The organism is Streptomyces sp. NPDC060000 (assembly GCF_042737375.1).
GTDB lineage: Bacteria > Actinomycetota > Actinomycetes > Streptomycetales > Streptomycetaceae > Streptomyces.
This window is the reverse complement of the sequence record NZ_JBHWUU010000041.1, coordinates 31063-54091: the sequence shown is the minus strand read 5'-3', so window position 1 is coordinate 54091 and position 23029 is coordinate 31063. Positions and strand designations below refer to the sequence as shown.

The window sequence follows — 23029 nt, the reverse complement described above, 5'->3', positions numbered from 1 at the left end:
CCGGGGCCCCTACTGGATCCGTGAGTTGACGTCGTTGACCGCGGCCTGGTAGCGCCGGTCCCGGGTGGTCCACACGAAGTTGCCCTGGATGAGGTCGAGCAGCACGTCCCGGGTGAGGGGGTCGAAGGCCTTGATGCATTCCATGTCCTCGGCCATGTCGTCGAGGCGGGCCTGGAAGAACGCCTGGAAGTCGGCCTCGTCGGCCATGTCGCACAGGCGGAAGCAGTTGGTGATCTGCCCGAGGGCGTGCTCGCGTTCGTAGGAGTAGAAGTCGTTGACGATGGCCAGACCGCGGGCGGTCATCCGGGCGGCCAGCCCCGTCTTGGAGTGCTCGGTCAGCTCGGGGTGGCGGTAGATCGGGTAGGACATCCGCATCCAGAAGTCCACGCCGACGTCGGTGACGCGGAAGCGGAAGTACTGCTCGGGCGAGGTGCTGCAGAGCACGGTCTTGAGCGCCGAGTCACGGAACATGTGGTCGCTGGTGACGAAGGCGCGGGCGCCCTCGTACGCGAACTCCGCGTCCTGCGGGGCGTAGTAGCGCTCGCACACCGCGCGCAGCTGGGGCAGGAAGAGGTCGAAGTCGTGCAGGCCGGGGTCCATGTCGTCCCACACGAAGGTCACGCAGTTCAGTACGCAGACGGCCTTGAAGGCTTCCATGTCCTTTATGTGGCGGGCGCTCTGCGACCAGCGCACGACGTCCATGTAGGAGATCCAGCGCTTGTCCGAGACGCTCTTGCCGAGTGGAGCGACGGCGCGGTTGCAGGCGTCGATGACCTCGCGCAGCTCGGCGTCCGTCATCGGCACCTTCTGGGCCTCGTGGCCGATGTGCCGGTCGAACAGGGCGGCGAACCGGTCGGTGCACTCCTGCCAGCGGCGGGCCGTCCCCGCCGGGGCCGGTGCGGTCGGTGCGGTCAGATCCGTGGTCATGAGTTCCTCCTGGTGGCCGTGGCGGAGAGGTGCTTGAGGGCGGTGACCGCGTCGGTGGTGAAGGGGGCGGAGTCCAGCACGCCCAGCGCCCGCCGGTAGCGGTCGTCGATCATGCGTTCGACGGCGTCCCGGGCGCCGGTGGCCGCGAAGATCGCGCGGACCTCCTCGGCGCCGGTCTCGTCCAGACCGGGATCGCCGATCAGCGTGCGCAGCCGGGAGCGCTGTGCCGCGTCGCCAGCCCGCAGCGCCAGCGCGACCAGGGTGGTGTTCTTGCCGGCCCGCAGGTCGTCCAGACGCGACTTGCCGGTGTCACGGACGTCGCCGTACACGCCCAGCAGATCGTCGCGGAGCTGGAAGGCCTCTCCCAGAGGAAGCGCGTACGCCGTACAGGCGGCCAGGGCCCGCGCGTCGGCTCCTGCGAGGGCGGCGCCGATGTGCAGTGGCCGTTCGACCGTGTACTTGGCGGTCTTGTAGCGGTTGACGGTCAGCGTGGCTTCGACGTCGTCGGTGAGCTCGCCGGTCGCCCGCAGGTCCAGGTACTGGCCGAGCATGACCTCGGTGCGCATCTCGGTGAGGATCGGATACACCGCCGCCGATTGTGCGGGGGTGAGGCCGGCCGTGTGCAGCAGGTGGTCCGACCACGCGAAGGCGAGATCCCCCAGCAGTACGGCGCCGCCGATTCCGGACCGCTCGGTGCGGTCGTCGCCGCGTTTTCCGGCGAGTATCCGGTGGATGGTCGGACGGCCGCGCCGGGTATCGCTGTCGTCCATGATGTCGTCATGGATGAGAGCGAACGCGTGAAACATCTCGAGTGAGGCGGCCACTCGTATCACGGCCGTCAAGTCATTTTTCCCGCCGGTCGCCTGCCACCCCAGTACGGCGAGAATCGGACGTATTCGTTTGCCGCCCACCAAGAATTCTTCAAGTAATTTCACAAGGCGGGTCAACTGTCGTTGCCCAGAATTCTTTCGATGATTCTCCAGGAAATCGAAGAGGACGGTGTCCACGGCGGCCCTCGTGGCAACCGGGTCCAGTATGTCGGGAGATATGGTATGGATGCTCATGTTTCTGCGCTACATCCCCACTCGTAGGGCCCGCGAAATCGGTTCCGCGCACAGGACGGAACGGCGTCAGGGCGGAAATACCGGAGGCGGGCCGGATGATGGGCGGGCAAAGGGGGCGGTCGGCCGGCGTCAGGGGACCAGATCGACGCGGAGTTCCCTGAGCCCGCGGATGTTGACCTGGGCGCGCCAGACGACGTCCTGGCGGGCCGGTCTGATGTCGGGGTGACGGCGCAGCAGCTCGGTGAAGACCAGGCGGGCCTCGGCCTTCGCCAGGAGCGCGCCGATGCAGTAGTGCGGACCGCCCCCGAAGGACAGCGGGCGGATGTCAGGGCGCCGCAGGTCGAGGCGGTCGGGCTCGGCGTAGCGCCGCGGGTCCCGGTTGGCGGCGCCGAGCAGGATCATCACCTTGGCGCCGGCCGGGATCGTGGTGCCCCCGACCTCGATGTCGGCGGTCGTGATGCGGGCCACCAGCTGGATGGGCGCGTCGTACCGGAGCAGTTCGTCGAGGGCGTTGTCGACGAGGCCGGGCTCCTCGCGCAGGGCGCGCAGCTGGTCGGGGTGGCGCAGCAGGGCGAGCATGCCGTTGCCGATGAGGTTGACGGTCGTCTCATGACCGCCCATGAAGAACATCATGACGTTGGCGATGATCTCGTCGTCGGAGAGCTTCCCGCCGTCGAAGTCCGCCAGCAGCAGGCGGGAGATGATGTCGTTGTGCGGGTCCGCGCGGCGTTTCGCCACATGCTCGGCGATGTAAGCGCCGAACTCCCGCGCCGCGTCGTTCATGGCCCGGCGGGTGGTCTCGTCGGTGGCCGGGTCGATGACGTGGCCCAGCGCGTCGGTCCACTTCCGGCACAGGTCACGGTCCTCGACCGGCAGACCGCCCAGGCCGCAGAAGACGGTCACGGGCACGAGGGCCGCCAGGGACTCGATGAGATCGACGTCCCGGCCGTCGCCCCTCTCGTCCATCTCGTCCATGATCCGGTGGACGATGCCGGCGATGCGGGGAGCCGTCTCGCGGATGGCTCGGGCCGTGAACACGGGGTTGGCCAGGCCGCGCAGCCGGCGATGAGCGTCGCCGTCCCGCATCAGCATCCAGCTGCGGGTGGCCTGCACGATCGGGCTGTCCTGTCCGCCCCGTTGTGCGGCCCATTTGGGGTCTTGCGGATATTCGCTCGATAACTCGGGATTTCGCAGGAGCGCGGCGACCTCGTCGTATCCGGAGACCACCCAGTGCCCGTACGGCGTCCGGTGGACCGGCTCCGCGTCGCGGAGGCGCTTGTAGAGCGGATACGGATCGGTGCGCAATCGCGGATCGCGTGCATTGAATAGAGGTTCGTTGCCCGGTGGTTCCATGCCAGTCTCCCCCATGAAATCGGCAGGCCGGACCGCCGGCCCGTCGAAGCGGCCGAGATCCCGGTGGTCGAATACTAGGCACACGGCGGCCGTGGGTGACAAGGGCTGCCCGTCTGGACACCGCCCTCAACTCCGTATTACGTTCGAGTCGTTGGCGAGGCCACCGATCAGAGCAGTAGGGGGATGAGCGGTGCGACGCACTGTTTTCCAGGACGAGCACGAAGCCTTCCGCACGCAGCTGCGCGAGTTAATCGGGGCGGAGGTCGTACCCGTCTATTCGGAATGGGAAACCGCCGGCCGTGTGCCACGTGATTTCTATCGCAAACTGGGCAAACTCGGCATCTTCGGGTTCGGTGTCCCGGAGGAGTTCGGCGGGGCCGGTCCCAGGAGCTTCAAGTTCAACGCCGTCATCGCCGAGGAGTGCGCGAGAGCCGGCGTGACCTTCGGCGGCGCCAGCGCGCACCTGGCGCTTCCGGCCACCCTGGTGGACCACACCACCGACGAGCAGAAGCGGCGCTGGCTGCCGGGGTTCGTCACGGGTGAGCTGATGACGGCCATCGCGATCACGGAGCCGGAGGCCGGCTCCGACGTGGCCGGCATCCGGTCGGCGGCCGAGCTGTCCGAGGACGGCACGCACTACGTCCTCAACGGCAGCAAGGCGTACGTGTCGGGGGGCGCCCAGGCCGATCTGGTGCTCGTCGCCTGCCGTACCTCCACCGACGGGACCGACCGGCGCGGCGGTATGTCCCTGCTGGCCGTGGACACCCGGGCCCCGGGTGTGGCGGTCGACTCGGAGCCGGCCACGCTCGGCCTGCGCTCGTCCGACATCGTCGGGATGACCTTCACGGACGTACGGGTCCCCGTAGGTGACGTGGTGGGCGGCCCGGGTGACGCCTTCGCCTGTCTGGCCGGCATCTTCCCGCAGGAGCGGCTGGGCATCGCCGTCGGCGCATACGCCCACGCCGCCGCGGCGGTCCGCCTCGCCACCGCCTTCGTCCGTGAGCGCACCGCCTTCGGCAAGCCCGTCGCTGCCTTCCAGAACACCAAGTTCGTGCTCGCCGACTGCAAGGTCACGGTGAACGCCCTGCAGGCGGTCGTCGACCAGGCCCTGGAGGCGTTCGACGCCGGGGAACTGACCGCCGAGGAGGCGGCCGCGACCAAGCTGTACTGCACGGAGGCGGCGACCGGGGTGCTCGACAAGTGCCTTCAGCTGCACGGCGGTCTCGGCTTCACGATGGACAACCCGATCACCCGCCTGTACGCCGACAACAGGGCGAGCCGGATCTTCGGCGGCACCAGCGAGATCATGCGCACCATCGTCGCCAAGTCCATGGGGCTCTGACACCGTCGGCGACGGCCGCCAGGAGCAGAAGGCGTAGGAGACGTAAGAGGGGAGCGGCGACGCTCCCCTCTTCGCGCACCCGTCTCATCCCGCGCCGGAATCGGGCACCATCCCGGTCGTCCTGCGTCCGAAACGGGCCCACGCGTAGAGGAGTCCCAGGCCGAAGCCCACCAGGTGGGCCAGATACGCCACCCCGGGCCCCTGGGCGGCCCGACCGGCCGCCACCCACTGCAGGGCCGCCCAGAAGGGCAGCACGACCCACGCCGGGAAGCGCAGCGGCAGGAAGAACAGGAACGGCAGCAGACTGGTCACCCGCGCTCGGGGGAACAGGTACAGAAACGCGCCGAGGACCGCGGAGATCGCCCCGGAGGCCCCGACCAGGGACTGCGACGACTCGGCGTTGGCGGCGGCGTAGCCCAGCAGGGCCAGGTAGCCGCAGCCGAGGTAGAAGAGCGCGAACTCCACGTGGCCCATCCGGTCCTCGGTCATCGTCCCGAAGACGTAGAGGAAGAGCATGTTGCCCAGCAGGTGCACCCAGCTGCCGTGCACGAAGAGAGCCGTGGCCGGGGTCAGCACGGCCCGTGGCGCGCCCTCGAAGAGCTCGGCGGGAACCACGCCCCAGCGCCGGAAGTAGGCGCGCTGCGCGGCCAGTAGTTCGTCGCCGGAGCCGTAGACCGGATCGAAGCCCGAGGCGGGGCCGATCAGGAAGATCAGACAGCACAGGGCGATCAGTCCGTAGGTCACCGGCGCCGGGGTGTTCCGGACCGTCCTGCCGACCGTCCGGTTCCAGTTGCTGAGCATGAGTACAGAGCATGACGTAACGGGACGCATCCCTCCGGACCGCCTCGCCGCCGTGGACGGATGGGCGGCGAGTACCCGCCAGGCCGTAGGGTTACGAGCCACACGCGCGGGGAGCCTCCGGCCTGCCCCGGGCGACGGCGAGTACGACACTAGAAGGAAGCGGAAAGTCACGATGACGGTTCCCCTGCCGACCGCCTCGACGCGGTGGCGCTGCACGCTCTGCGGCAACCTCACGCGGTTCGACGTGACGCGCTCGTCGAAGGTCGTCGAGTACGTGCACCTCGACCTCGCGGGTGAGCCGAAGGTCGAGGAGCGCGAGGTGGTCGATGAGACCATCGAGTCGGTGCGGTGCCGCTGGTGCAACGCCGTGGACCAGGTGGAACTCGTGGATCGGCCGGGCGCCGGTTCCTGACGACGGCGGTCCCCCCGCTCGAGCGAAGTCGAGGGTGGGGGAGGCCCCGCACAGTATTGGGGTGTGACGGATGGTGGAGAGCGCAGGCGAGGGGCCGGGCGACGGCGCCGCCGAGATGCTCGACCGTCCGCTGCCGGACGGCGTGCGGCGCAGGGTCGTACAGATCGTCTCCGACGGCTTCGGCGGGCTGACCGTCGGTGAACTGCCGGTCCAGTTGCGCCAGTACGCCCGGTTCGCGCCGAACCGGCGGGCGAAGTTCGCGGGCAACGCGATGGCGGCCGCGCTGGAGACCGATCCGCTCTTCAGGCAGCGCATCGCCGAGAAGTTCAGAGAGGCCCAGCCGGAACTCGCCGGAGCTCTCGACTCCGGCTCGCCGACTCCGGCCGCGGACCCGCACGAAGTGGCGGCCGCGGCCTATGTGCTGCGGCCCGCCGGCTGGGTGAAGCTGGTCACCGCGGCCGGTGAGGAGGCTCAGCGCGCGGACGCCGAGCGGGTCGGTGAGGAGAGCCGGGCCGAACTGGAGCGGCTGCGTGAGGAACTGGACCGGGCCCGTGAGCAGACCCGGACGGACACCGCCTCGCTGCGCACCGAACTGGACGCGGCGAAGAAGGAGGCCGAGTCGCTCCACCGCAAGCTGCGTTCGGCCCTCAGTGACGTCAAGCGGGGCGAGGCCGCGCTGCGCAAGGCGCGGGCCGAGCTGGAGGGCGTGCGCGCCGAGGGGCAGACCCAGGTGTCCGCCGCGGAGAGCGAGTCCCGGCGGCTGAAGGGACGGCTCGGGGAGGTGGAGGCGGCGCTGGAGGCCACCCGGCGCGCGGCGCGCGAGGGCCGCAGCGTCGAGGACATGCGGGTACGGCTGCTGCTGGACACGGTGCTCGACGCGGCCCAGGGGCTGCGGCGGGAACTGGCGTTGCCGCCGGTGTCGGTGCGTCCGGCGGAGACCGTCGACGCGGTCGAACCGGGACGGATGACCCCGAAGGACATCGCCACCCGAGCCCTGTCGGAGAACGATCCGGCCATTCTCGACCAGTTGCTCGCGCTGCCCCAGGCCCATCTCGTCGTCGACGGCTACAACGTCACCAAGACCGGCTATCCGCAGATGCCGTTGGAGAAGCAGCGGTTGCGGCTCCTCGGGCAGCTCTCGCAGCTCGCCGCGCAGACCGGTGCCGAGGTCACCTGTGTCTTCGACGGGGCCGAACTGGCCGCTCCGGTGCTGCTCGCGCCGCCGCGCGGGGTGCGGGTGCTGTTCTCCAGGCCGGGCGTCACGGCCGACGAGGTGATCCGTCAGCTGGTGCGGGCCGAGCCGCCCGGTCGGCCGGTCATCGTCGCCTCGACCGACCGTGAGGTGGCCGACGGGATCGCCAAGGCGGGTGCCCGACCGGTGGCTTCCGCGGTACTTCTGAAGCGACTGTCCTGAAGGTCGAAGTTCCGGGTTTAATGACCGAATTGGTGGAATCGTCACGCAACGTAGCGTCAATCGAGCATGACTGCACGTGAGTTGCGTGAAAAAAACGCGTTGCGTGATGTGTTTTTTTCTCCTGAGGATTTGAACTGATCACGGCGAGGTCACTAAGGTCAGGGCTCGAATCTCCAAACGGGTGATCACTCTAAAGAAGGAGCCCGTCTCCGTGGCGTCCCACCGTCGACCGAAGCAGCCGAGCCGCGCGCGCGTGACCGTGCTGACCACCGCAGCCGCAGCCGCCGTCGTGCTGAGCTCGCAGGCCGCCAACGCGGCGCCCAGCGAGAAGCTCACCAAGGACGAGGTCAAGACCAAGGTCGACAAGCTCTACGAAGAGGCGGAGCAGGCCACCGAGAAGTACGTCGGCGCCCAGGAGAAGCAGGAGAAGCTCCAGAAGGAGATCTCCACCATCCAGGACAACGTGGCCCGGGGGCAGGCGGATCTCAACGAGCTGCGCGACTCCATGGGCCTGGCGGCCGCCGCCCAGTACCGCACCGGGTCCATAGATGCCTCCCTGCAGCTCCTCCTCTCCTCGAACCCGGACGACTTCCTGGACAAGGCGTCCGCCGCCGACCAGTTGAGCGCCCAGCAGGTCGAGGCGCTCAAGAAGATCCAGGAGAAGCAGCGCGAACTCGCGCAGCAGCGCACCGAGGCCTCCGGCAAGCTCAAGGACCTCGCGACCACCCGTACCGAACTGGGCAAGAAGAAGAAGGAAGTCCAGGCCAAGCTCGTCGAGGCGCGCGAGCTCCTCAACACGCTGACGGCCAAGGAGAAGGCCGCCCTCACCGCCGCCGACAACCGCGCCAGCCGGGACTCCGGTGAGCGTGTCGACCTCGGCGACGCCCCCACCGGCTCCGGCCGGGCCATGGCCGCCTTCCAGGCCGCGCAGAGCCAGCTCGGCAAGCCCTACCACTACGGCTCCACCGGCACCGCCATGTACGACTGCTCGGGCCTGACCTCCTGGGCCTACGCGCAGGCCGGCGTCGGTATCCCGCGGACCTCGGAGGCGCAGGCCAACGCCGGGACGCGCATCTACTCGCAGAGCGACCTCAAGGTCGGCGACCTGGTGTTCTTCTTCAACGACCTGCACCACGTCGGCCTCTACGCGGGCAACGGCCAGGTCCTGCACGCCCCGCGCACCGGTACGGTCGTCCGCTACGAGTCGATGAGCACGATCGGCGGCCCGTTCATGTTCGGCGTCCGGGTCTGATCGTCCGGGTCTGATCGTCCGGGTCCGGCCAACTCCGGGATCGGGACACCACACCGCCCGAACGGGCGAATCATGACAACCAGAAGTGACCCCACGCCCCGCCGGTGACCTGCGTCAGCGGCGGGGCGTCACTGTGCGTCGTCGCCGAGGTCTTTGGCCGACCCCCTGCAGCGGGGCTACTGTCTGCCGCGTTTCCCTGTCCACCGGTGGAAGGAGCGCGGCTTCCCGTGGGGTCCCATCGCCGCCTTGCACAGTCCGGGTTCGACCGGGGCGCCTCCAGCGCCCTGAGCGTGCTGTCCGTCGCGGCCGCCGCGGTCGGCGCCGTGTCCGCCGTACCGGCCACCGCCGCCCCGCACGACGGCACCCGCGCCGAGGTGGACCGTCTCTACGAAGAGGCCGAGAAGGCCACCGAGGCCTACAACACGGCCGACGAACGCGCCGACACCCTTCGGGGGCAGGTCGGCGCGGCCCAGGACCACATCGCCCGGCAGCAGGAGCGCGTCAACGGCCTGCGCGACCGGCTCGGTTCGCTGGCGGGCGCGCAGTACCGCTCCGGCGGCCTCGACCCCTCCGTGGCGCTCCTGTTCTCCGACGACCCGGAGGAGTATCTCGCCAAGGCGTCCGTCCTCGACCGGATCACCACGCACCAGGCCGGCGAGCTGAGGGAACTCCAGGGCGCCATGCGCGAACTCGCCCAGGAGCGCGCCGAGGCGGCCGGCAAGCTCGCCGAGCTGGAGAAGAGCCGCAAGGCCGTGGTGAGCCACAAGCGGACCGTGGAGCAGAAGCTCGCCAGGGCGCGGCAGCTGCTCAACGCCCTGCCGTCGGCCGACCGGGCCGCCTACGACCGGGCCTCCCGCTCCGGCCGCTACGACATGGACGGCCTCCCGGATGCCGTCCCGGCCTCCGGCCGCGCGGGCGCCGCCGTCGCCGCGGTGCGCTCCGCGCTCGGCAGGCCGTACGTCTGGGGCGCCAACGGGCCCACCGGTTTCGACTGTTCGGGCCTGATGCAGTGGTCGTACGCGCAGGCCGGGATCTCGCTGCCGCGCACCTCGCAGGCCCAGGCGCACGCCGGCCGGCGGGTCCCGCTCTCCGAGGCCCGGCCCGGCGACATCGTCACCTACCGCTCCGACGCCAGTCATGTCGGCATGTACGTGGGCAACGGACAGGTCATCCACGCCCCCTACCCGGGTGCGCCGGTGCGCTACGACCCGGTCGGGATGATGCCGGTGTCGTCCGTCACCAGGCCCTGACGGGCGCCCGCGCGGGGTCGCCGCCGTACGATCGGGACGATGGCTGGTCGAGGGCGGGCGCGCGGACCCGGGGTGCTGGGGTTCTGTCTGCTGCTCGTCTCGCTGCTCGTCCCCCTGGTCGGCTGCGGCGGGCGCTCCGCCGTGGACCACGCGAAGGCCGATGTGCAGCGGGTCCTCGACCGGCGCGCCGCCGCGGTCCTCGGCCATGACCCGAGCGCCTACGCGGCCACCGGCGCCGCCGCCGGATACGCCGCCGTGCGGGCCGTTCCGCTGGCGGCCTGGTCGTACCGGGTGACGGCCCTGCACCGCAGCGGGGACACGGCCACCGCCGACGCCGCACTGAGCTACCGCGTCGAGGGCTACGACAAGGCGCCGGTGACCGCGGCCCGCACCCTGCGCCTGACCCGGGACGGGTCCGGGCGGTGGTCGGTGACCTCCGACAGGCCCGCGAAGAAGGCCGGCGAGCAGCTCTGGGACCAGGGCACGGTGAACGTCGTACGGGGCGAGCACAGTCTCGTGCTGGGGGTCGGGCAGGCCGGCGCACGGCTGCGGTCCTTCGCCGAGCTGGCCGACGACGCAGTCCCGGCGGTCTCGGCGGCCTGGGGCACCGACTGGGCGGGGCGTGTCGTCGTCCTCGTACCGAAGTCGCTGGACGGCATGGCGGGGCTGCTCGGCTCGCCCGCCTCCTCCTACCGGGGGATCGCCGCGGTCACCACGGGGGAGACGGGCGGCGGCACCAAGGCGCCCGCGGACCGGATCATCGTCAACCCGGACGCGTACGGCATGCTCGGCCGGGTCGGCCGGCAGGTGGTCCTCACCCATGAGGCCACCCATGTCGCCACTCGCGCCCACACCGACGCGGCCACCCCGCTGTGGCTGTCCGAGGGGTACGCCGACTGGGTCGGCTACCGCGGTACCGGCCGCGCTCCCGCCGAGGCCGCCCCCGAACTCCAGCACGCCGTCACGCAGGGCACCGTCCCGGCGGCGCTGCCCGAAGACGGCGACTTCGGCTTCTCGGGGGACGCCGTCCGGCTGGCGAAGGCGTACGAGGGCGGCTGGCTGGCCTGCCGGATGATCGCCGAGCGGTGGGGCGAGGTGAAGCTGGACGCGTTCTACCGGGCCGTGGGGGAGCACGAGAAGCGGCCGGGGGCGGTGGAGGGCGCGCTCAAGAGTGTGCTCGGCACCTCCCTCGTGGAGTTCACGGGGGCCTGGCAGGACTACCTACGGGCTCAGCTCGCCTGAGCCGGGTGCCCGGCCGCGCCCGCCCCGGTCAGCTGCTCGATCGCCTCGCGCAGCCAGGACCGCTCCGCCACGGTGCTGTGCCGGGGCGTGGCGCTCGGGGCCGGGCTGTGGGCCCTGCGCCGCGACGCCGTGCTGCGGACGGCCGCCCGGGTGACGCCCACGCTCTCCGCCGGCGCCTCGCTGCGGCGCACGCTGACGACCGGACTGCCGATGTCCGCCGACTTCACCCTGCGCCAGGGCGGGGCGCTCGCCCTGGTCGCCGTGGTGGCACGGCTCGGGGTGACGGCGGTGGCCGCCTACTCGGTCGCGTACAAGGTCATGTACGTGGCGACCATGGCCTTCTACGCCGTCCGTCGGGCCGCCTCCATCCACACGGCGCACACCCGGGGCGAGGGCCGGGAGGAGCGCCGGGCGATCGGGCGGCAGGCCGTACTGGTCTCCGGGACCGTCGGCCTGGGGGCCGCCGTACTGCTGTGCGCGGCGGCCCCCTGGATCCTGGCCGCCTTCGGCTCCGGGCCCGGTGTGGCCCACGAGGGCGTGCTGTTCCTGCGCTGCGCCGGGCCGTATCTGCTGCTCATGGCGGGGTTCATCGCGGTGGGCGGGGTCTTCGAGGGGAGCGGGGGAGCGCCTGTGCTGCTGCGGGTGACCGTGCTCGGCACGGCCGTCCAGTTGCCGCTGGCGTACGCGCTGTCGGGGCTCGGGCCGGCGGGCGTGTGTCTGGCGATGGCGCTCGCGATGGGCGTCCAGTGCCTGGCGGTGGGACTGGTGCTGCGGCGGGCCTGGCCCGGCCGTCAGGAAGAGACCGCGGGCTCGTTGGTGCGGGCGGCCTGACCGGACGGGGAAGCGGGGGCGGCCCCCGGCACCGTCGAGCGCCACAGCCGTACGGCCGCGGTGAGCGCGGCGGCGACCAGCAGGCCGTTGCGCAGGAACATCAGCGTGACACCGAGCGGGCTGCTCGCCACGACGTCCGCGAAGAAGACGGGGAACTCCAGCACCGTCACGAAGGACGCGGCAAGCACCAGGACGGCGGGCAGCGTCATACGGCCGGCCCGGAAGCACAGGCAGACCGCCGCGAGACCGATCAGCCACACCAGGTACTGCGGGCTGATCACGCGGCTGGTGACCGTGAACAGCAGGACCGCCGTGAACGCCGCCTCCGCGAGCGTCTGCGGCGCGAAGCGCCTCGCCGTCAGCCGCCACAGCAGCAGCCAGCCGAACGCGAGCACCGTGAGCCCCAGGGCCACGTCGCTCACCACACCGACGTACGGGCCGAGGAACTCCAGCGAGCCGTAGTTGAGCAGCACCTCGCCCCGCCAGCCGAACCCCCGGGCCACGTGCAGGGCGAGGGCGCCCACCGACTCCACCTCGGTGCCCCGGTCGCGCTGGAAGGTGAGGAAGGCGAAGGCGCCCGGCACGGCGAGGGCGAACAGCGCGGCCAGGGCGCCGGCGGTCACCGCCGCGGCGCCCCAGGCCCGCCTGCGCACGGCGCCCGCCAGCAGCAGCACGGGCCACACCTTCAGCAGCACCGCGAAACCCGTCAGCGCACCCATCACCCGGGGGTGCCGGGCGCCGGCGACCAGGGCGGCGACCGCGACCGCGGTCACCATCACGTCGTAGCGGGAGTAGACGGTGGGGCCGAGCAGCGGCAGGCCCGCCACCCACATCCAGGCGCCGCGCAGCGACCGGCCGGGACGCAGGCCCGTGTTCAGCAGCAGCATCAGGACGGCCAGGTCGGCGACGAAGGCCAGGAGGAAGAAGGCCGACGCGTAGCCGAGGAAGGGCAGCAGACCGGGGGAGAGGATGGCGAGGGCGGCGGCGGGCGGGTACTGCCAGGTGACATCGGCGGCCGGGAACGCGCCGGTGCTCAGCACCTCGTACCAGCCCCGGTAGGTGCCGGACACGTCGCTGGTGACGTCCGGGCCGGGGAAGACGAACACCTTGAAGACGAAGAGCAGCAGGGCGAGCCGGGTCACGCCCCAGGTCGTCAGCAGGCAGGTCAGGGGCCGCCTCGCAGCCGTCGTGTCCATGGCGCACATGATCTCCCTCCGGGCCGTGAAGCGCCGTCGGGCGCGGCTGTGAATGACGTTTGGATAAGGTCGGCTGCGATGCACAAGACCCTGATCGTGACGAACGACTTCCCGCCCCGACCGGGCGGCATCCAGGCGTTCCTGCACAACATGGCGCTCCGGCTCGACCCCGACCGGCTCGTCGTCTACGCGTCCACCTGGAAGCGTTCCCGTGAGGGCGTCGAGGCGACGGCCGCCTTCGACGCCGAGCAGCCCTTCACCGTCGTACGGGACTCCACGACGATGCTGCTGCCGACGCCCGGGGCGACCCGCCGGGCCGTCGGGCTGCTGCGGGAGCACGGGTGCACGTCCGTGTGGTTCGGGGCGGCCGCGCCGCTCGGGCTGATGGCGCCGGCGCTGCGCAGGGCGGGCGCCGAGCGGCTGGTGGCCACCACCCACGGGCACGAGGCCGGATGGGCGCAGCTGCCCGCCGCCCGGCAGCTGCTCGCCCGGATCGGCGAGAGCACGGACACGATCACCTACCTCGGCGAGTACACCCGCTCGCGGATCGCGACGGCGCTGAGCGCCGACGCGGCCGGGCGTATGACACAGCTGCCGCCGGGCGTCGACGAGAAGACCTTCCACCCGGGCTCGGGCGGCGAGGAGGTCCGGGCGCGGCTCGGGCTGACCGACCGGCCGGTGGTGGTGTGCGTCTCGCGGCTCGTGCCGCGCAAGGGCCAGGACACGCTGATCCTCGCCATGCCGCGGATCCTGGCCGCCGAACCGGAGGCGGTCCTGCTGATCGTCGGAGGCGGCCCGTACGAGAAGGACCTGCGCAGGCTCGCCCACGAGCGCGGGGTGGCGGACGCGGTGCGCTTCACCGGATCGGTGCCCTGGTCGGAGCTGCCCGCCCACTACGGCGCCGGGGACGTCTTCGCGATGCCCTGCCGGACGCGGCGGGGTGGACTCGACGTGGAGGGGCTCGGGATCGTCTATCTGGAGGCGTCGGCGACCGGGCTGCCGGTCGTCGCCGGGGACTCGGGCGGAGCGCCCGACGCCGTGTTGGACGGGGAGACGGGGTGGGTCGTGCGCGGCGGTTCACCGGCCGACACGGCCGAACGCATCGTCGCCCTGCTCGGGGACGCGGAGCTGCGCCGCCGGATGGGGGAGCGGGGGCGCGGCTGGGTGGAGGAGAAGTGGCGGTGGGACCTGCTGGCGGAGAAGTTGAGGACGTTGCTCTAGCTTTTCCCTCCGCGCCCTAGGCGGAGGCGCATAATCCGCCGATGCTGCGCACATGACAGCAGAACTGATACAGCGTCAGCTGACTGGCAGTCAACTGACGAGACGTCAAATCCTGGGCATGGCAGCCCTCCAGACGGCGGCCGCGCTCGGCTTCACCCGCGTCGGCCTCCAGTCGGCTCGCGCGGCGGAGCCCGCGGCGGTCGAATCCGCCCCCGCCATCGTCGTAGGCTCCGGCTACGGCGCCGCCGTCGCCGCCCTGCGCCTCGGCCAGGCCGGCATCCGCACCCTCGTCCTCGAGATGGGCCGGCTGTGGAACACGGCCGGCGCCGACGGCAAGGTCTTCTGCAACACCGCCGGCCCCGACCAGCGGTCCATGTGGTTCCGCACCCGCACCGAGGCGCCGCTGGCCACCTTCCTGTGGCTGGACCTCGTCAACAAGGACATCAGCCTCTACCCGGGTGTCCTGGACCGCGTGCACTTCGACAGCATGTCGGTCTTCGTGGGCCGCGGGGTCGGCGGCGGCTCCCTGGTCAACGGCTCCATGGCGGTCACCCCGCTCCAGTCGTACTTCGCCGAGCAGTTCCCCACCGTCGACACGGCGGAGATGTACTCGACGTACTACCCGCGGGCCCGCGCCATGCTCGGCGTCAACACCGTCGACCCGGCCTGGTTCGAGTCGACCGAGTGGTACAGGTTCACGCGCGTCTCCCGGAAGCACGCGGCGAACACCGGCCTGAAGACCACCTTCGTGCCCAGCGTCTACGACTTCGACTACATGCAGCGCGAGGCGGCCGGCACCGCCACCAGGTCCGCCCTCGGCCAGGAGGTCATCTACGGCAACAACTACGGCAAGAAGAGCCTCGACAAGACGTATCTGGCCTCGGCGCTGGGCACCGGGAACGTCACCATCCACACCATGGAGAAGGTGCGCGCGATCAGCCGGGCGAACGACGGGACGTACGTCCTGACCGCCGACCGCATCGACGACACGGGCAAGGTCGTCGAGACCAAGCAGTACGGCTGTACGTACCTCTTCCTCGGCGGCGGCAGCCTCGGGACCAGCGAACTCCTCGTCCGGGCCAGGGACACCGGCACACTGCCCGCGCTGGACGGATCCGTCGGGGCGGGCTGGGGCAACAACGGGAACGTGATGCTCGGGCGGGCCAACCACCTGTGGGACACCGTCGGCGCCAACCAGTCGACCATGCCGGTCATGGGCATCGACGACTGGGCGAACACCGCCAACCCCGTCTTCGCGGAGATCGCCCCGCTGCCCACGGGGCTCGAGCACTGGGTCAGCCTCTACCTGGCGATCACCAAGAACCCGCAGCGGGCCTCGTTCACGTACGACGCCGCCTCGGGTGGGGTGAAGCTCGGCTGGAGCGCCGCGCAGAGCGCCGTCTCCTCGGGCATGGCCAAGAAGCTGTTCGACCGGATCAACGCGGCGAACTCCACCATCTACCGCTACGACCTCTTCGGCTCGTCCAACAAGGTCTTCGCCGACGACTTCACCTACCACCCGCTCGGCGGCTGTGTGCTGGGCAAGGCGACCGACAACTACGGCCGGGTGAAGGGATATTCGAGGCTGTACGTCACCGACGGCTCGCTGGTGCCGGGCAACATCGGGGTGAACCCGTTCGTCACCATCACCGCGCTCGCCGAACGCACGATGGCGCGGGTCCTCGTGGAGGACACCGCGCCATGACACTCCGTCAGGAGGTGCTGCACAGCCGCTACGACAGCCGTTGCCGCAGCCGCAGCCGTTGCTACTGCCGCTGTCGCAGCGGCTACTTGGCGTAGATCGCTTCGATCTCGCCCGCGTAGTCCTTCGCCACGACATTGCGCTTGAGCTTCAGCGACGGCGTGAGGTGGCCCGAGTCCTCCGTGAACTGGGAGGAGAGAATGCGGAACTTCCGCACCGATTCCGCCTTCGAGACCGCGGCGTTGCCGTCGTCGATCGCCGACTGGATGGCGGCCTGAAGGTCGGCGTCCCCGTGCAGCGACGCCGCGGTCGAGCCCACCGGCTTGCCATGATCGGAGGCCCAACGGCCCAGGAACTCCTCGTCGATGGTGACCAGCGCGCCCACGAACGGCCGCCCGTCGCCCACCACCATGCACTCCGCGACCAGCGCGTGCGCCCGGATCCGGTCCTCGATCACGGCCGGTGCGACGTTCTTGCCGCCCGCGGTGACGATGATCTCCTTCTTGCGCCCGGTGATCCGGAGGTAGCCGTCCTCGTCGAGGGTGCCGATGTCACCGGTGTGGAACCAGCCGTCGGCCAGCGCCTCCGCGGTCGCGCCCGGGTTGTTCCAGTACTCCTTGAAGAGGTGCTCGCCGTGCAGCAGCACCTCCCCGTCGTCCGCGATCCGCACGACCGAGCCGGGCAGCGGCTGGCCGACCGTGCCGATCTTCTGCCGGTCCCAGGGGTTGAAGGCGGTGGCGGCACAGGACTCCGTCAGGCCGTAGCCCTCCAGGACGGTGAAGCCGATGCCGCGGAAGAAGTGACCGAGGCGCTCGCCCAGCGGGGCGCCGCCGGAGATCGCGTACTCGCCCCTGCCGCCGAGGACCGCGCGCAGCTTGCTGTAGACCAGCCGGTCGAAGACCTTGTGCTTGATCTTCAGACCGAGGGGCGGTCCGGCCGGGAGCTCCAGCGCCTTGCTGTAGGCGATCGCGGTGTCAGCCGCCTTGTCGAAGATCGCGCCCTTGCCGTCCGCCTGCGCCTTGGCACGCGCCGAGTTGTAGACCTTCTCGAAGACCCGCGGCACGCCCAGGATCAGCGTCGGGCGGAAGGACGCCAGCTCGTCGGTGAGGTTCTTGATGTCCGGGACCGTGCCCAGTTTGATCGGCGCCATCATCGGGGCGATCTGCACCAGCCGGCCGAAGACGTGCGCGAGCGGGAGGAAGAGCAGGACGCTGCACTCGCCCGTGCGGAACAGTGGCCGCAGCCGCTCCACCACGTTCCCGCACTCGGCGAAGAAGCTGCGGTGGGTGAGCACACAGCCCTTGGGCCGGCCGGTCGTACCGGAGGTGTACACGATCGTCGCCGGGTCGTCGGCTTTGGCCTGCGAGCTGCGCTCCTCGACGACCTGGTCGGAGACGTCCCTGCCGAGCCGCCCGAGCTCCTCGACGCCCCCGGCCTCGATCTGCCACACGTGCTTGAGCGCCGGCAGCGACTCGCGGACCGACTCCACGGCCGCCGCGTGACTGTCCAGTTCGACGACGACGGCGGTCGCGCCCGAGTCGGAGAGGATCCACTGCACCTGCTCCGCGGAGCTGGTCTCGTACACCGGGACGGTGACGGCGCCGGCGCACCAGATCGCGAAGTCGAGCAGCGTCCACTCGTAGCGCGTGCGCGACATCAGGCCGACCCGGTCGCCGGGCTGGACGCCGGAGGCGATGAGGCCCTTGGCGGCGGCGTGCACCTCGGCCAGGAAGTCGGTGGCCGTCACGTCCTGCCAGGCGCCGCCCACCTTGCGGGCGATGACGGCGACATCGGGATGCTGCGCGGCGTTTCTGCGGACGATGTCGGTCAGATTGCCGTCCGCAGGGACCTCGTACAAAGCCGGAAGGCTGAACTCGCGCAAAACTGCTGCTCCTCATAGGGCGCCGGCGCCACGACGTTGTGCGATGCGACGGTGCGGTCCAAGGCTCGGGCGGTACTCAGGCATCTCGGTGGATCGTGGGTACCGGAGATCCGGCGGATACCGGTGATCTCGGTGGTTGAAATCCTGAGTACGACTGGACTGCCCGGACGTTACCCGCCGGTATGGCTTCTTCGACAGGGGGGTCCGCGAGATGTTCGCTGCGTCACACAGACTGATGTTTCCCGGCTGACAGTAGTCCACCGCTTTACTGACTGGCCAGTAACCGGTATCCCGGTCGCCACTGTTCACGTATGCCGCACACGCCTACCCTTGATCGGCATGGCATCCACACCTCCCGGAAACCGCAGGACACGCATCCACGTGGTCAGCGACGTGCACGGCAACGCGCGCGATCTGGCCCGGGCCGGAGAGGGCGCGGACGCACTGATCTGTCTGGGCGACCTGGTCCTGTTCCTGGACTACGCCGACCACACCCGCGGCATCTTCCCCGACCTCTTCGGCGTGGAGAACGCCGACCGCCTCGTCGAGCTGCGCACGGCCCGCCGTTTCGAGGAGGCCCGCGCACTGGGCGGCCGGCTGTGGGCCGGCGTCGGCGGCGACCGGGCCGCGCTGATCGAGCAGGCGGTCCGCAAGCAGTACGCCGAGCTGTTCCCGGCGTTCCCGACCCCGACGTACGCGACCTACGGCAACGTCGACATGCCGCAGCTGTGGCCAGAGTTCGCCGGGCCCGGCACGACCGTGCTGGACGGGCAGCGGGTGGAGATCGGCGGCCGGGTCTTCGGCTTCGTGGGCGGCGGGCTGAAGACCCCGATGCGCACGCCGTACGAGATCAGCGACGAGGAGTACGCGGCGAAGATCGAGGCCGTGGGTGAGGTGGACGTGCTGTGCACCCACATCCCGCCGGAGGTGCCGGAGCTCGTCTACGACACCGTGGCCCGCCGTTTCGAGCGGGGCAGCCGGGCGCTGCTGGACGCCATCCGCCGTACCCGGCCCCGCTACTCGCTCTTCGGGCACGTCCACCAGCCGCTCGCCCCCCGGATGCGGGTCGGCGCGACCGAGTGCGTGAACGTGGGGCACTTCGCGGGAAGCGGGAAGCCATGGGTGCTGGAGTGGTGACCCGACGCCGTCCGGCCGGTGTCCCGACTCCGGGTGAAGGCGGCAGGTCGGGCGCGCGGTAGCCTTCACGCTGCACACACGTGCGCGGCGGCTGGCGCACGGTGTCCTCTTCTCTACCTTGACCGGCCCGCATCCGGAGGAGCCACGGCGATGGCGGAACACACCAGCTCGAGCATCACGATCGAGGCGGCACCGGCCGAGGTCATGGCGGTGATCGCCGACTTCGCCCGCTACCCGGACTGGACCGGAGAGGTGAAGCAGGCGGAGGTCCTCGGGACGGACGTGCAGGGCCGGGCCGAGCAGGTCCGTCTGGTCATGGACGCCGGCGCCATCAAGGACGACCAGGTCCTGGGCTACACCTGGACCGGCGAGAACGAGGTGTCCTGGACGCTGGTGAAGTCCCAGATGCTGCGTCAGCTCGACGGCTCCTACCTCCTCAAGGCCGCCGGCGCGGGCGCGACCGAGGTCACCTACCAGCTGACCGTGGACGTCAAGATCCCCATGCTGGGCATGATCAAGCGCAAGGCGGAGAAGGTCATCATCGACCGCGCCCTGGCAGGCCTGAAGAAGCGCGTGGAATCGGGCGACGCCGTCCCCGAAGCGCCCGAGAAGTAGCCCGGCCCCGGCGCGGAAGCAGCCCCACACCCCCGCCCCCGGGCGCCGGCCCCGGCGGCCGGGATGCCCGGTCCCGGCACCGGCACGGTGGGTGGGATGCCCGGCCGGTGGCCCGGTGGCCCGGTGGCCCGGTGGCCCGGTGGCCCGGTGGCCCGGTGGCCCGGTGGCCCGGTGGCCCGGTGGCCCGGTGGCCCGGTGGCCTGGAGCCGTGGAGCGCCGTCGCGGCTGCGCCGCAAGCAGCGGGCGGCGGTCGGTTCCGCTCGGGTGGAGGCGGTGGGCCCCCACATCCGGCTGGTGGGCTCCAACCCGGTCGGTCGCCCCACATCCGGTCGGTAGGTGCCAAATCCCGTCGGTGAGCCCTCACCCCCGTCGGTGGGTTCCCACCCCCGTCGGTGAGCCCCCACCCTCGTCGGTGGGCCCTGAATCCGGTCGGTGGGCCCCCGGCCGCAGTCGGGGGGGTGCCCGGGCACGTTCTGGCGGGCGGCCGGTGGAGGCGGGCCCGGTGCGGGAGCCGGTGGGTCGGGGGCCCGGCGCGGGCTCCGTTACGGTTCAGCCTCATGCGCACCATCCTGATCACCGGCCCTGGCGGCAGCGGACGCACGACCGTCGCGGCCGCCACCGCACAGCGCGCGGCAGCGGAAGGCACCCGCACCCTCGTCCTCAGCGCCGACCGCACCGACACCCTCGGCGCGGCGCTCGGCGCGCGGACCGGGGCCAGGCCCGTCACCGTCGCCCCGAACCTCACCGCCTGGCGTCCCGACGCCACCGCCGGTTTCCGGGACGACCTCGCCGGTTTCCAGGACCGTGCCACCACCGTCCTCGACCTCCTCGGGGCCTCCCGGCTCGACCCGGAGGAGGTCACCCCCCTCCCCGGCGCCGAGGAACTGACCCTGCTCCGCGCGCTGCGGGACGCCGCCCTCGCGGACGGCGGTGAGCTGCACGAACTGCTCGTCGTCGACCTCCCGCCCGTCCCGCAGGCCCTCGCCCTGCTGGCCCTCCCGGAGGAGCTGCGCCGCTACCTGCGCCGGCTGCTCCCGCCGGAACGGCAGGCCGCCCGCGCCCTGCGCCCCCTGCTCGGCCGGCTCGCCGGGGTGCCGATGCCCGCCGAGTGGCTGTACGAGACGACCGCCCGCTGGGACCTGGAACTGGCCGCCGTCGAGGCCGTCCTCGCCGACCCCGGCACCTCCGTACGCCTGGTCGCCGAGCCGGGACCGGCCGGCGCCGACGCCGTTCGCGACGCCCGCCTGGGCCTCGCTCTGCGTGCCCTGCCCGTCGAGTCGCTGGTCGCCAACCGGGTCCTGCCCGAGACGCCCGACGACGGCCCGCTCGGCCGGCTCGTCACCCAGCAGCGCAAGGCCCTCGGGGAGTGGGGCGAGGCGGCCCGCCCCGTCGCCCACCTCGGGCACGACCCCCGCGGCGCCGACGACCTCGCCACCCTCGCCGTGCCCGCCGTCAACCCGGCGGCTTCCCCGGTCGAGTGGCCCGTCGCCGACCGGCTCGCGCAGGACGGCGTGCTCGTCTGGCACCTCCCGCTGCCCGGCGCCATACGCGACGAACTCGACCTCGTCCGGCGCGGCGACGAACTCGTCGTCACGGCGGGGCCGTTCCGCCGCATCGTCGCGCTGCCCTCCGTCCTGCGCCGCTGCACCGTCGACGGCGCAGCCCTGCGCGACGGCGAGCTGTGCGTGCGGTTCGCGCCGGATCCCGGGCTCTGGCCACGGACGCACTGAACGACGTTCCGCCGTTCGGGTACCGTCGTAGGGACGAGCCGTCATCAGGCGTCGTCGACCAGGAGTCATCAGGAGTCCGCCATGAGCGAAGAGCGCCCCACGCCCGACGCCGCCGGGGAGCCCGCCGGGACCGCAGCCGCCGACGAGCAGCCCCGCGCGACCGACGCCGACGCCTGGGCCACCGCCGCCGCCGAGGACCTGGCGGCGGAGAAGGCCCGTCGCCGGGCCCGGGACGACCGGCCCCCGGGGTCGGCCGCCGAGGAACTGCGCAGGCTCGTCGACGCCGTCGGCGACAAGCTGTCCTCGATCCAGTCCCCGCTGCTCGGGGCGGTCGCCGGACCCGCCGCCCAGCAGGTGGTCCGCCAGGTCGTGCAGCAGGCCAAGGCCGCCGTGGAGCCCGTCATAGAGCGCAACCCGGATGTCTTCGACCACCTCGCGGCAGCAGGCACCGAACTCCTCGCCGCCTACCGCTCCGCCGTCCAGACCCAGGAACGACGCTGGACGACCGGCGCGAACGACCCCGGGGCCACCCCGCGCGACCAAGGCCGCGACGGCGACGACACCGGTCCCGGCCAGCGCATCGACTTGGACTGAAGCCCTTCGGGGGCAGGGCCTCGGGTACGGTTGGCCGTAGCGGGGCTCGACCGGAACTGAGGGATTCATGGGACTCACCATCGGCGTCGACATCGGCGGCACGAAGATCGCGGCCGGCGTGGTCGACGAGGAAGGCAACATCCTCTCGACCCACCAGGTGCCGACCCCGGGTACGCCGGAGGGCATCGTGGACGCCATCGCCGCCGCCGTCGACGGCGCGCGCGTGGGGCACGACATCGTCGGCGTGGGCATCGGCGCCGCCGGCTATGTCAACCGACAGCGCTCGACGGTCTACTTCGCCCCCAACATCGACTGGCGCCAGGAGCCGCTGAAGGACGCGGTCGAGGCCCGGGTGGGTCTCCCCGTCGTGGTGGAGAACGACGCCAACGCCGCGGCGTGGGGCGAGTACAGGTTCGGCGCGGGCAAGGGCCACCGCAACGTCATCTGCATCACCCTCGGCACCGGCCTCGGCGGCGGCATCATCATCGGCAACAAGCTGCGCCGGGGCCACTTCGGCGTGGCCGCCGAGTTCGGCCACATCCGTATGGTGCCGGACGGCCTGCTGTGCGGCTGCGGCTCGCAGGGCTGCTGGGAGCAGTACGCCTCGGGCCGCGCCCTGGTGCGCTACGCCAAGCAGCGCGCCAACGCCACCCCGGAGAACGCCGAGATCCTGCTCGGCCTGGGCGACGGCAGCCCCGACGGCATCGAGGGCAAGCACATCTCCATGGCCGCCCGCCAGGGCGACCCGGTCGCCGTCGACTCCTACCGTGAGCTCGCCCGCTGGGCCGGCGCCGGCCTGGCCGATCTCGCCTCCCTCTTCGACCCGTCGGCCTTCATCGTCGGCGGCGGGCTCTCCGACGAGGGCGAGCTGGTGCTCGACCCGATCCGCAAGTCCTACAAGCGCTGGCTGGTCGGCGGCAACTGGCGCCCGGTGGCGGACGTCATCGCGGCCCAGCTGGGCAACAAGGCGGGCATGGTGGGGGCGGCGGACCTGGCGAGAGAGCCCGACCCGATCATGTAGTCGCACTGATCGTCATGTTGTTCGCCGTACTACGCGTCGTCTA

The 23029-nt window shown here is 71.4% G+C and carries 19 protein-coding genes and 1 pseudogene; 14 read left to right on the top strand and 6 right to left on the bottom strand.

Translation table 11 applies throughout. From position 1 onward, the window contains the following. Positions 1-9: 9 nt before the first annotated feature. The 3 genes from ACFWBB_RS22045 to ACFWBB_RS22035 all read right to left on the bottom strand — a co-directional run bounded on the left by ACFWBB_RS22045 (position 10) and on the right by ACFWBB_RS22035 (position 3296). Entirely contained in the window at positions 10-927 is a 918-nt protein-coding gene (locus ACFWBB_RS22045; RefSeq protein WP_385274983.1) for a hypothetical protein, read from the bottom strand. After that, complete coding sequence (locus tag ACFWBB_RS22040; protein ID WP_385274980.1) at positions 924-1991, bottom strand: polyprenyl synthetase family protein; 1068 nt, start codon at positions 1989-1991, stop codon at positions 924-926. Before ACFWBB_RS22040 ends, ACFWBB_RS22045 begins: the two co-directional genes overlap by 4 nt. Before the next feature lie 129 nt (positions 1992-2120). Next, positions 2121-3296: a cytochrome P450 gene (locus ACFWBB_RS22035; protein WP_385274977.1), complete on the bottom strand. Its 1176-nt coding sequence runs from the start codon at positions 3294-3296 to the stop codon at positions 2121-2123. Between the two features lie 238 nt (positions 3297-3534). Here ACFWBB_RS22035 and ACFWBB_RS22030 point away from each other — a divergent pair, with 238 nt between their 5' ends. Then, entirely contained in the window at positions 3535-4686 is a 1152-nt protein-coding gene (locus ACFWBB_RS22030) for an acyl-CoA dehydrogenase family protein (protein ID WP_385274974.1), read from the top strand. An 84-nt stretch (positions 4687-4770) separates the two neighbouring features. On the opposite strand, the gene ACFWBB_RS22025 is transcribed toward ACFWBB_RS22030, so the two are convergent. Further along, positions 4771-5487 carry a rhomboid family intramembrane serine protease gene (locus ACFWBB_RS22025; RefSeq protein WP_385274971.1) on the bottom strand — a complete coding sequence of 239 codons (717 nt, stop codon included), beginning with the start codon at positions 5485-5487 and terminating at the stop codon, positions 4771-4773. 172 nt (positions 5488-5659) lie between these two features. Here ACFWBB_RS22025 and ACFWBB_RS22020 point away from each other — a divergent pair, with 172 nt between their 5' ends. From ACFWBB_RS22020 to ACFWBB_RS21995, 6 genes and pseudogenes are all read left to right on the top strand, one after another. Next, a complete protein-coding gene (locus tag ACFWBB_RS22020; protein ID WP_385274968.1) occupies positions 5660-5899 on the top strand; it encodes a hypothetical protein in 240 nt (79 codons plus the stop codon). A gap of 70 nt (positions 5900-5969) precedes the next feature. After that, positions 5970-7313 carry an NYN domain-containing protein gene (locus tag ACFWBB_RS22015; RefSeq protein WP_385274964.1) on the top strand — a complete coding sequence of 448 codons (1344 nt, stop codon included), beginning with the start codon at positions 5970-5972 and terminating at the stop codon, positions 7311-7313. A gap of 211 nt (positions 7314-7524) precedes the next feature. Beyond that, the gene (locus tag ACFWBB_RS22010; protein WP_385274961.1) at positions 7525-8565 is read left to right on the top strand and encodes an NlpC/P60 family protein; all 1041 of its coding nucleotides are present in this window, start codon (positions 7525-7527) and stop codon (positions 8563-8565) included. Positions 8566-8792: 227 nt separating this feature from the next. Next, the gene (locus ACFWBB_RS22005; protein ID WP_385274958.1) at positions 8793-9815 is read left to right on the top strand and encodes an NlpC/P60 family protein; all 1023 of its coding nucleotides are present in this window, start codon (positions 8793-8795) and stop codon (positions 9813-9815) included. 39 nt (positions 9816-9854) lie between these two features. After that, a complete protein-coding gene (locus ACFWBB_RS22000; RefSeq protein WP_385274956.1) occupies positions 9855-11057 on the top strand; it encodes a hypothetical protein in 1203 nt (400 codons plus the stop codon). 66 nt (positions 11058-11123) lie between these two features. Continuing rightward, a pseudogene (locus ACFWBB_RS21995) lies at positions 11124-11888 on the top strand (MATE family efflux transporter); the annotation flags it as partial. On the opposite strand, the gene ACFWBB_RS21990 reads toward ACFWBB_RS21995, so the two are convergent. Further along, complete coding sequence (locus ACFWBB_RS21990) at positions 11849-13084, bottom strand: glycosyltransferase 87 family protein (protein ID WP_385274953.1); 1236 nt, start codon at positions 13082-13084, stop codon at positions 11849-11851. The pseudogene ACFWBB_RS21995 and the gene ACFWBB_RS21990 overlap by 40 nt on opposite strands. 78 nt (positions 13085-13162) lie before the next feature. Between ACFWBB_RS21990 and ACFWBB_RS21985 the strand changes: the two genes are divergently transcribed. Together ACFWBB_RS21985 and ACFWBB_RS21980 are read left to right on the top strand one after the other, a co-directional pair. Next, entirely contained in the window at positions 13163-14305 is a 1143-nt protein-coding gene (locus ACFWBB_RS21985) for a glycosyltransferase family 4 protein (protein ID WP_385274950.1), read from the top strand. A 118-nt stretch (positions 14306-14423) separates the two neighbouring features. After that, positions 14424-16010 carry a GMC oxidoreductase gene (locus tag ACFWBB_RS21980; protein ID WP_385274947.1) on the top strand — a complete coding sequence of 529 codons (1587 nt, stop codon included), beginning with the start codon at positions 14424-14426 and terminating at the stop codon, positions 16008-16010. Positions 16011-16092: 82 nt separating this feature from the next. On the opposite strand, the gene ACFWBB_RS21975 is transcribed toward ACFWBB_RS21980, so the two are convergent. Continuing rightward, positions 16093-17889 carry an AMP-dependent synthetase/ligase gene (locus tag ACFWBB_RS21975; RefSeq protein WP_385274944.1) on the bottom strand — a complete coding sequence of 599 codons (1797 nt, stop codon included), beginning with the start codon at positions 17887-17889 and terminating at the stop codon, positions 16093-16095. A gap of 381 nt (positions 17890-18270) precedes the next feature. Between ACFWBB_RS21975 and ACFWBB_RS21970 the strand changes: the two genes are divergently transcribed. From ACFWBB_RS21970 to ACFWBB_RS21950, 5 genes are all read left to right on the top strand, one after another. Then, positions 18271-19026: a metallophosphoesterase gene (locus ACFWBB_RS21970; RefSeq protein ID WP_385275056.1), complete on the top strand. Its 756-nt coding sequence runs from the start codon at positions 18271-18273 to the stop codon at positions 19024-19026. A gap of 150 nt (positions 19027-19176) precedes the next feature. After that, positions 19177-19641, top strand: a complete 465-nt coding sequence (locus ACFWBB_RS21965) for an SRPBCC family protein (protein ID WP_385274941.1) — start codon at positions 19177-19179, stop codon at positions 19639-19641. A 557-nt stretch (positions 19642-20198) separates the two neighbouring features. Further along, on the top strand, positions 20199-21371 hold the full coding sequence (locus ACFWBB_RS21960) for an ArsA family ATPase (RefSeq protein ID WP_385274938.1): 1173 nt from the start codon (positions 20199-20201) through the stop codon (positions 21369-21371). A gap of 81 nt (positions 21372-21452) precedes the next feature. Further along, positions 21453-21965, top strand: a complete 513-nt coding sequence (locus ACFWBB_RS21955) for a DUF5304 family protein (protein WP_385274935.1) — start codon at positions 21453-21455, stop codon at positions 21963-21965. Positions 21966-22032: 67 nt separating this feature from the next. Next, positions 22033-22986, top strand: coding sequence for an ROK family glucokinase (locus ACFWBB_RS21950; protein WP_385274932.1), 954 nt, complete (start codon positions 22033-22035; stop codon positions 22984-22986). The last annotated feature ends 43 nt before the right edge of the window (positions 22987-23029 follow it).

Bases quoted from the DNA above. Each gene is read 5' to 3' on its own strand.
- ACFWBB_RS22045 (WP_385274983.1), bottom strand. From the start codon at position 927: ATGACCACGGATCTGACCGCACCGACCGCACCGGCCCCGGCGGGGACG.
- ACFWBB_RS22040 (WP_385274980.1), bottom strand. From the start codon at position 1,991: ATGAGCATCCATACCATATCTCCCGACATACTGGACCCGGTTGCCACG.
- ACFWBB_RS22025 (WP_385274971.1), bottom strand. From the start codon at position 5,487: ATGCTCAGCAACTGGAACCGGACGGTCGGCAGGACGGTCCGGAACACC.
- ACFWBB_RS22020 (WP_385274968.1), top strand. From the start codon at position 5,660: ATGACGGTTCCCCTGCCGACCGCCTCGACGCGGTGGCGCTGCACGCTC.
- ACFWBB_RS22015 (WP_385274964.1), top strand. From the start codon at position 5,970: ATGGTGGAGAGCGCAGGCGAGGGGCCGGGCGACGGCGCCGCCGAGATG.
- ACFWBB_RS22000 (WP_385274956.1), top strand. From the start codon at position 9,855: ATGGCTGGTCGAGGGCGGGCGCGCGGACCCGGGGTGCTGGGGTTCTGT.
- ACFWBB_RS21990 (WP_385274953.1), bottom strand. From the start codon at position 13,084: ATGGACACGACGGCTGCGAGGCGGCCCCTGACCTGCCTGCTGACGACC.
- ACFWBB_RS21985 (WP_385274950.1), top strand. From the start codon at position 13,163: ATGCACAAGACCCTGATCGTGACGAACGACTTCCCGCCCCGACCGGGC.
- ACFWBB_RS21980 (WP_385274947.1), top strand. From the start codon at position 14,424: ATGGCAGCCCTCCAGACGGCGGCCGCGCTCGGCTTCACCCGCGTCGGC.
- ACFWBB_RS21965 (WP_385274941.1), top strand. From the start codon at position 19,177: ATGGCGGAACACACCAGCTCGAGCATCACGATCGAGGCGGCACCGGCC.
- ACFWBB_RS21960 (WP_385274938.1), top strand. From the start codon at position 20,199: ATGCGCACCATCCTGATCACCGGCCCTGGCGGCAGCGGACGCACGACC.
- ACFWBB_RS21955 (WP_385274935.1), top strand. From the start codon at position 21,453: ATGAGCGAAGAGCGCCCCACGCCCGACGCCGCCGGGGAGCCCGCCGGG.
- ACFWBB_RS21950 (WP_385274932.1), top strand. From the start codon at position 22,033: ATGGGACTCACCATCGGCGTCGACATCGGCGGCACGAAGATCGCGGCC.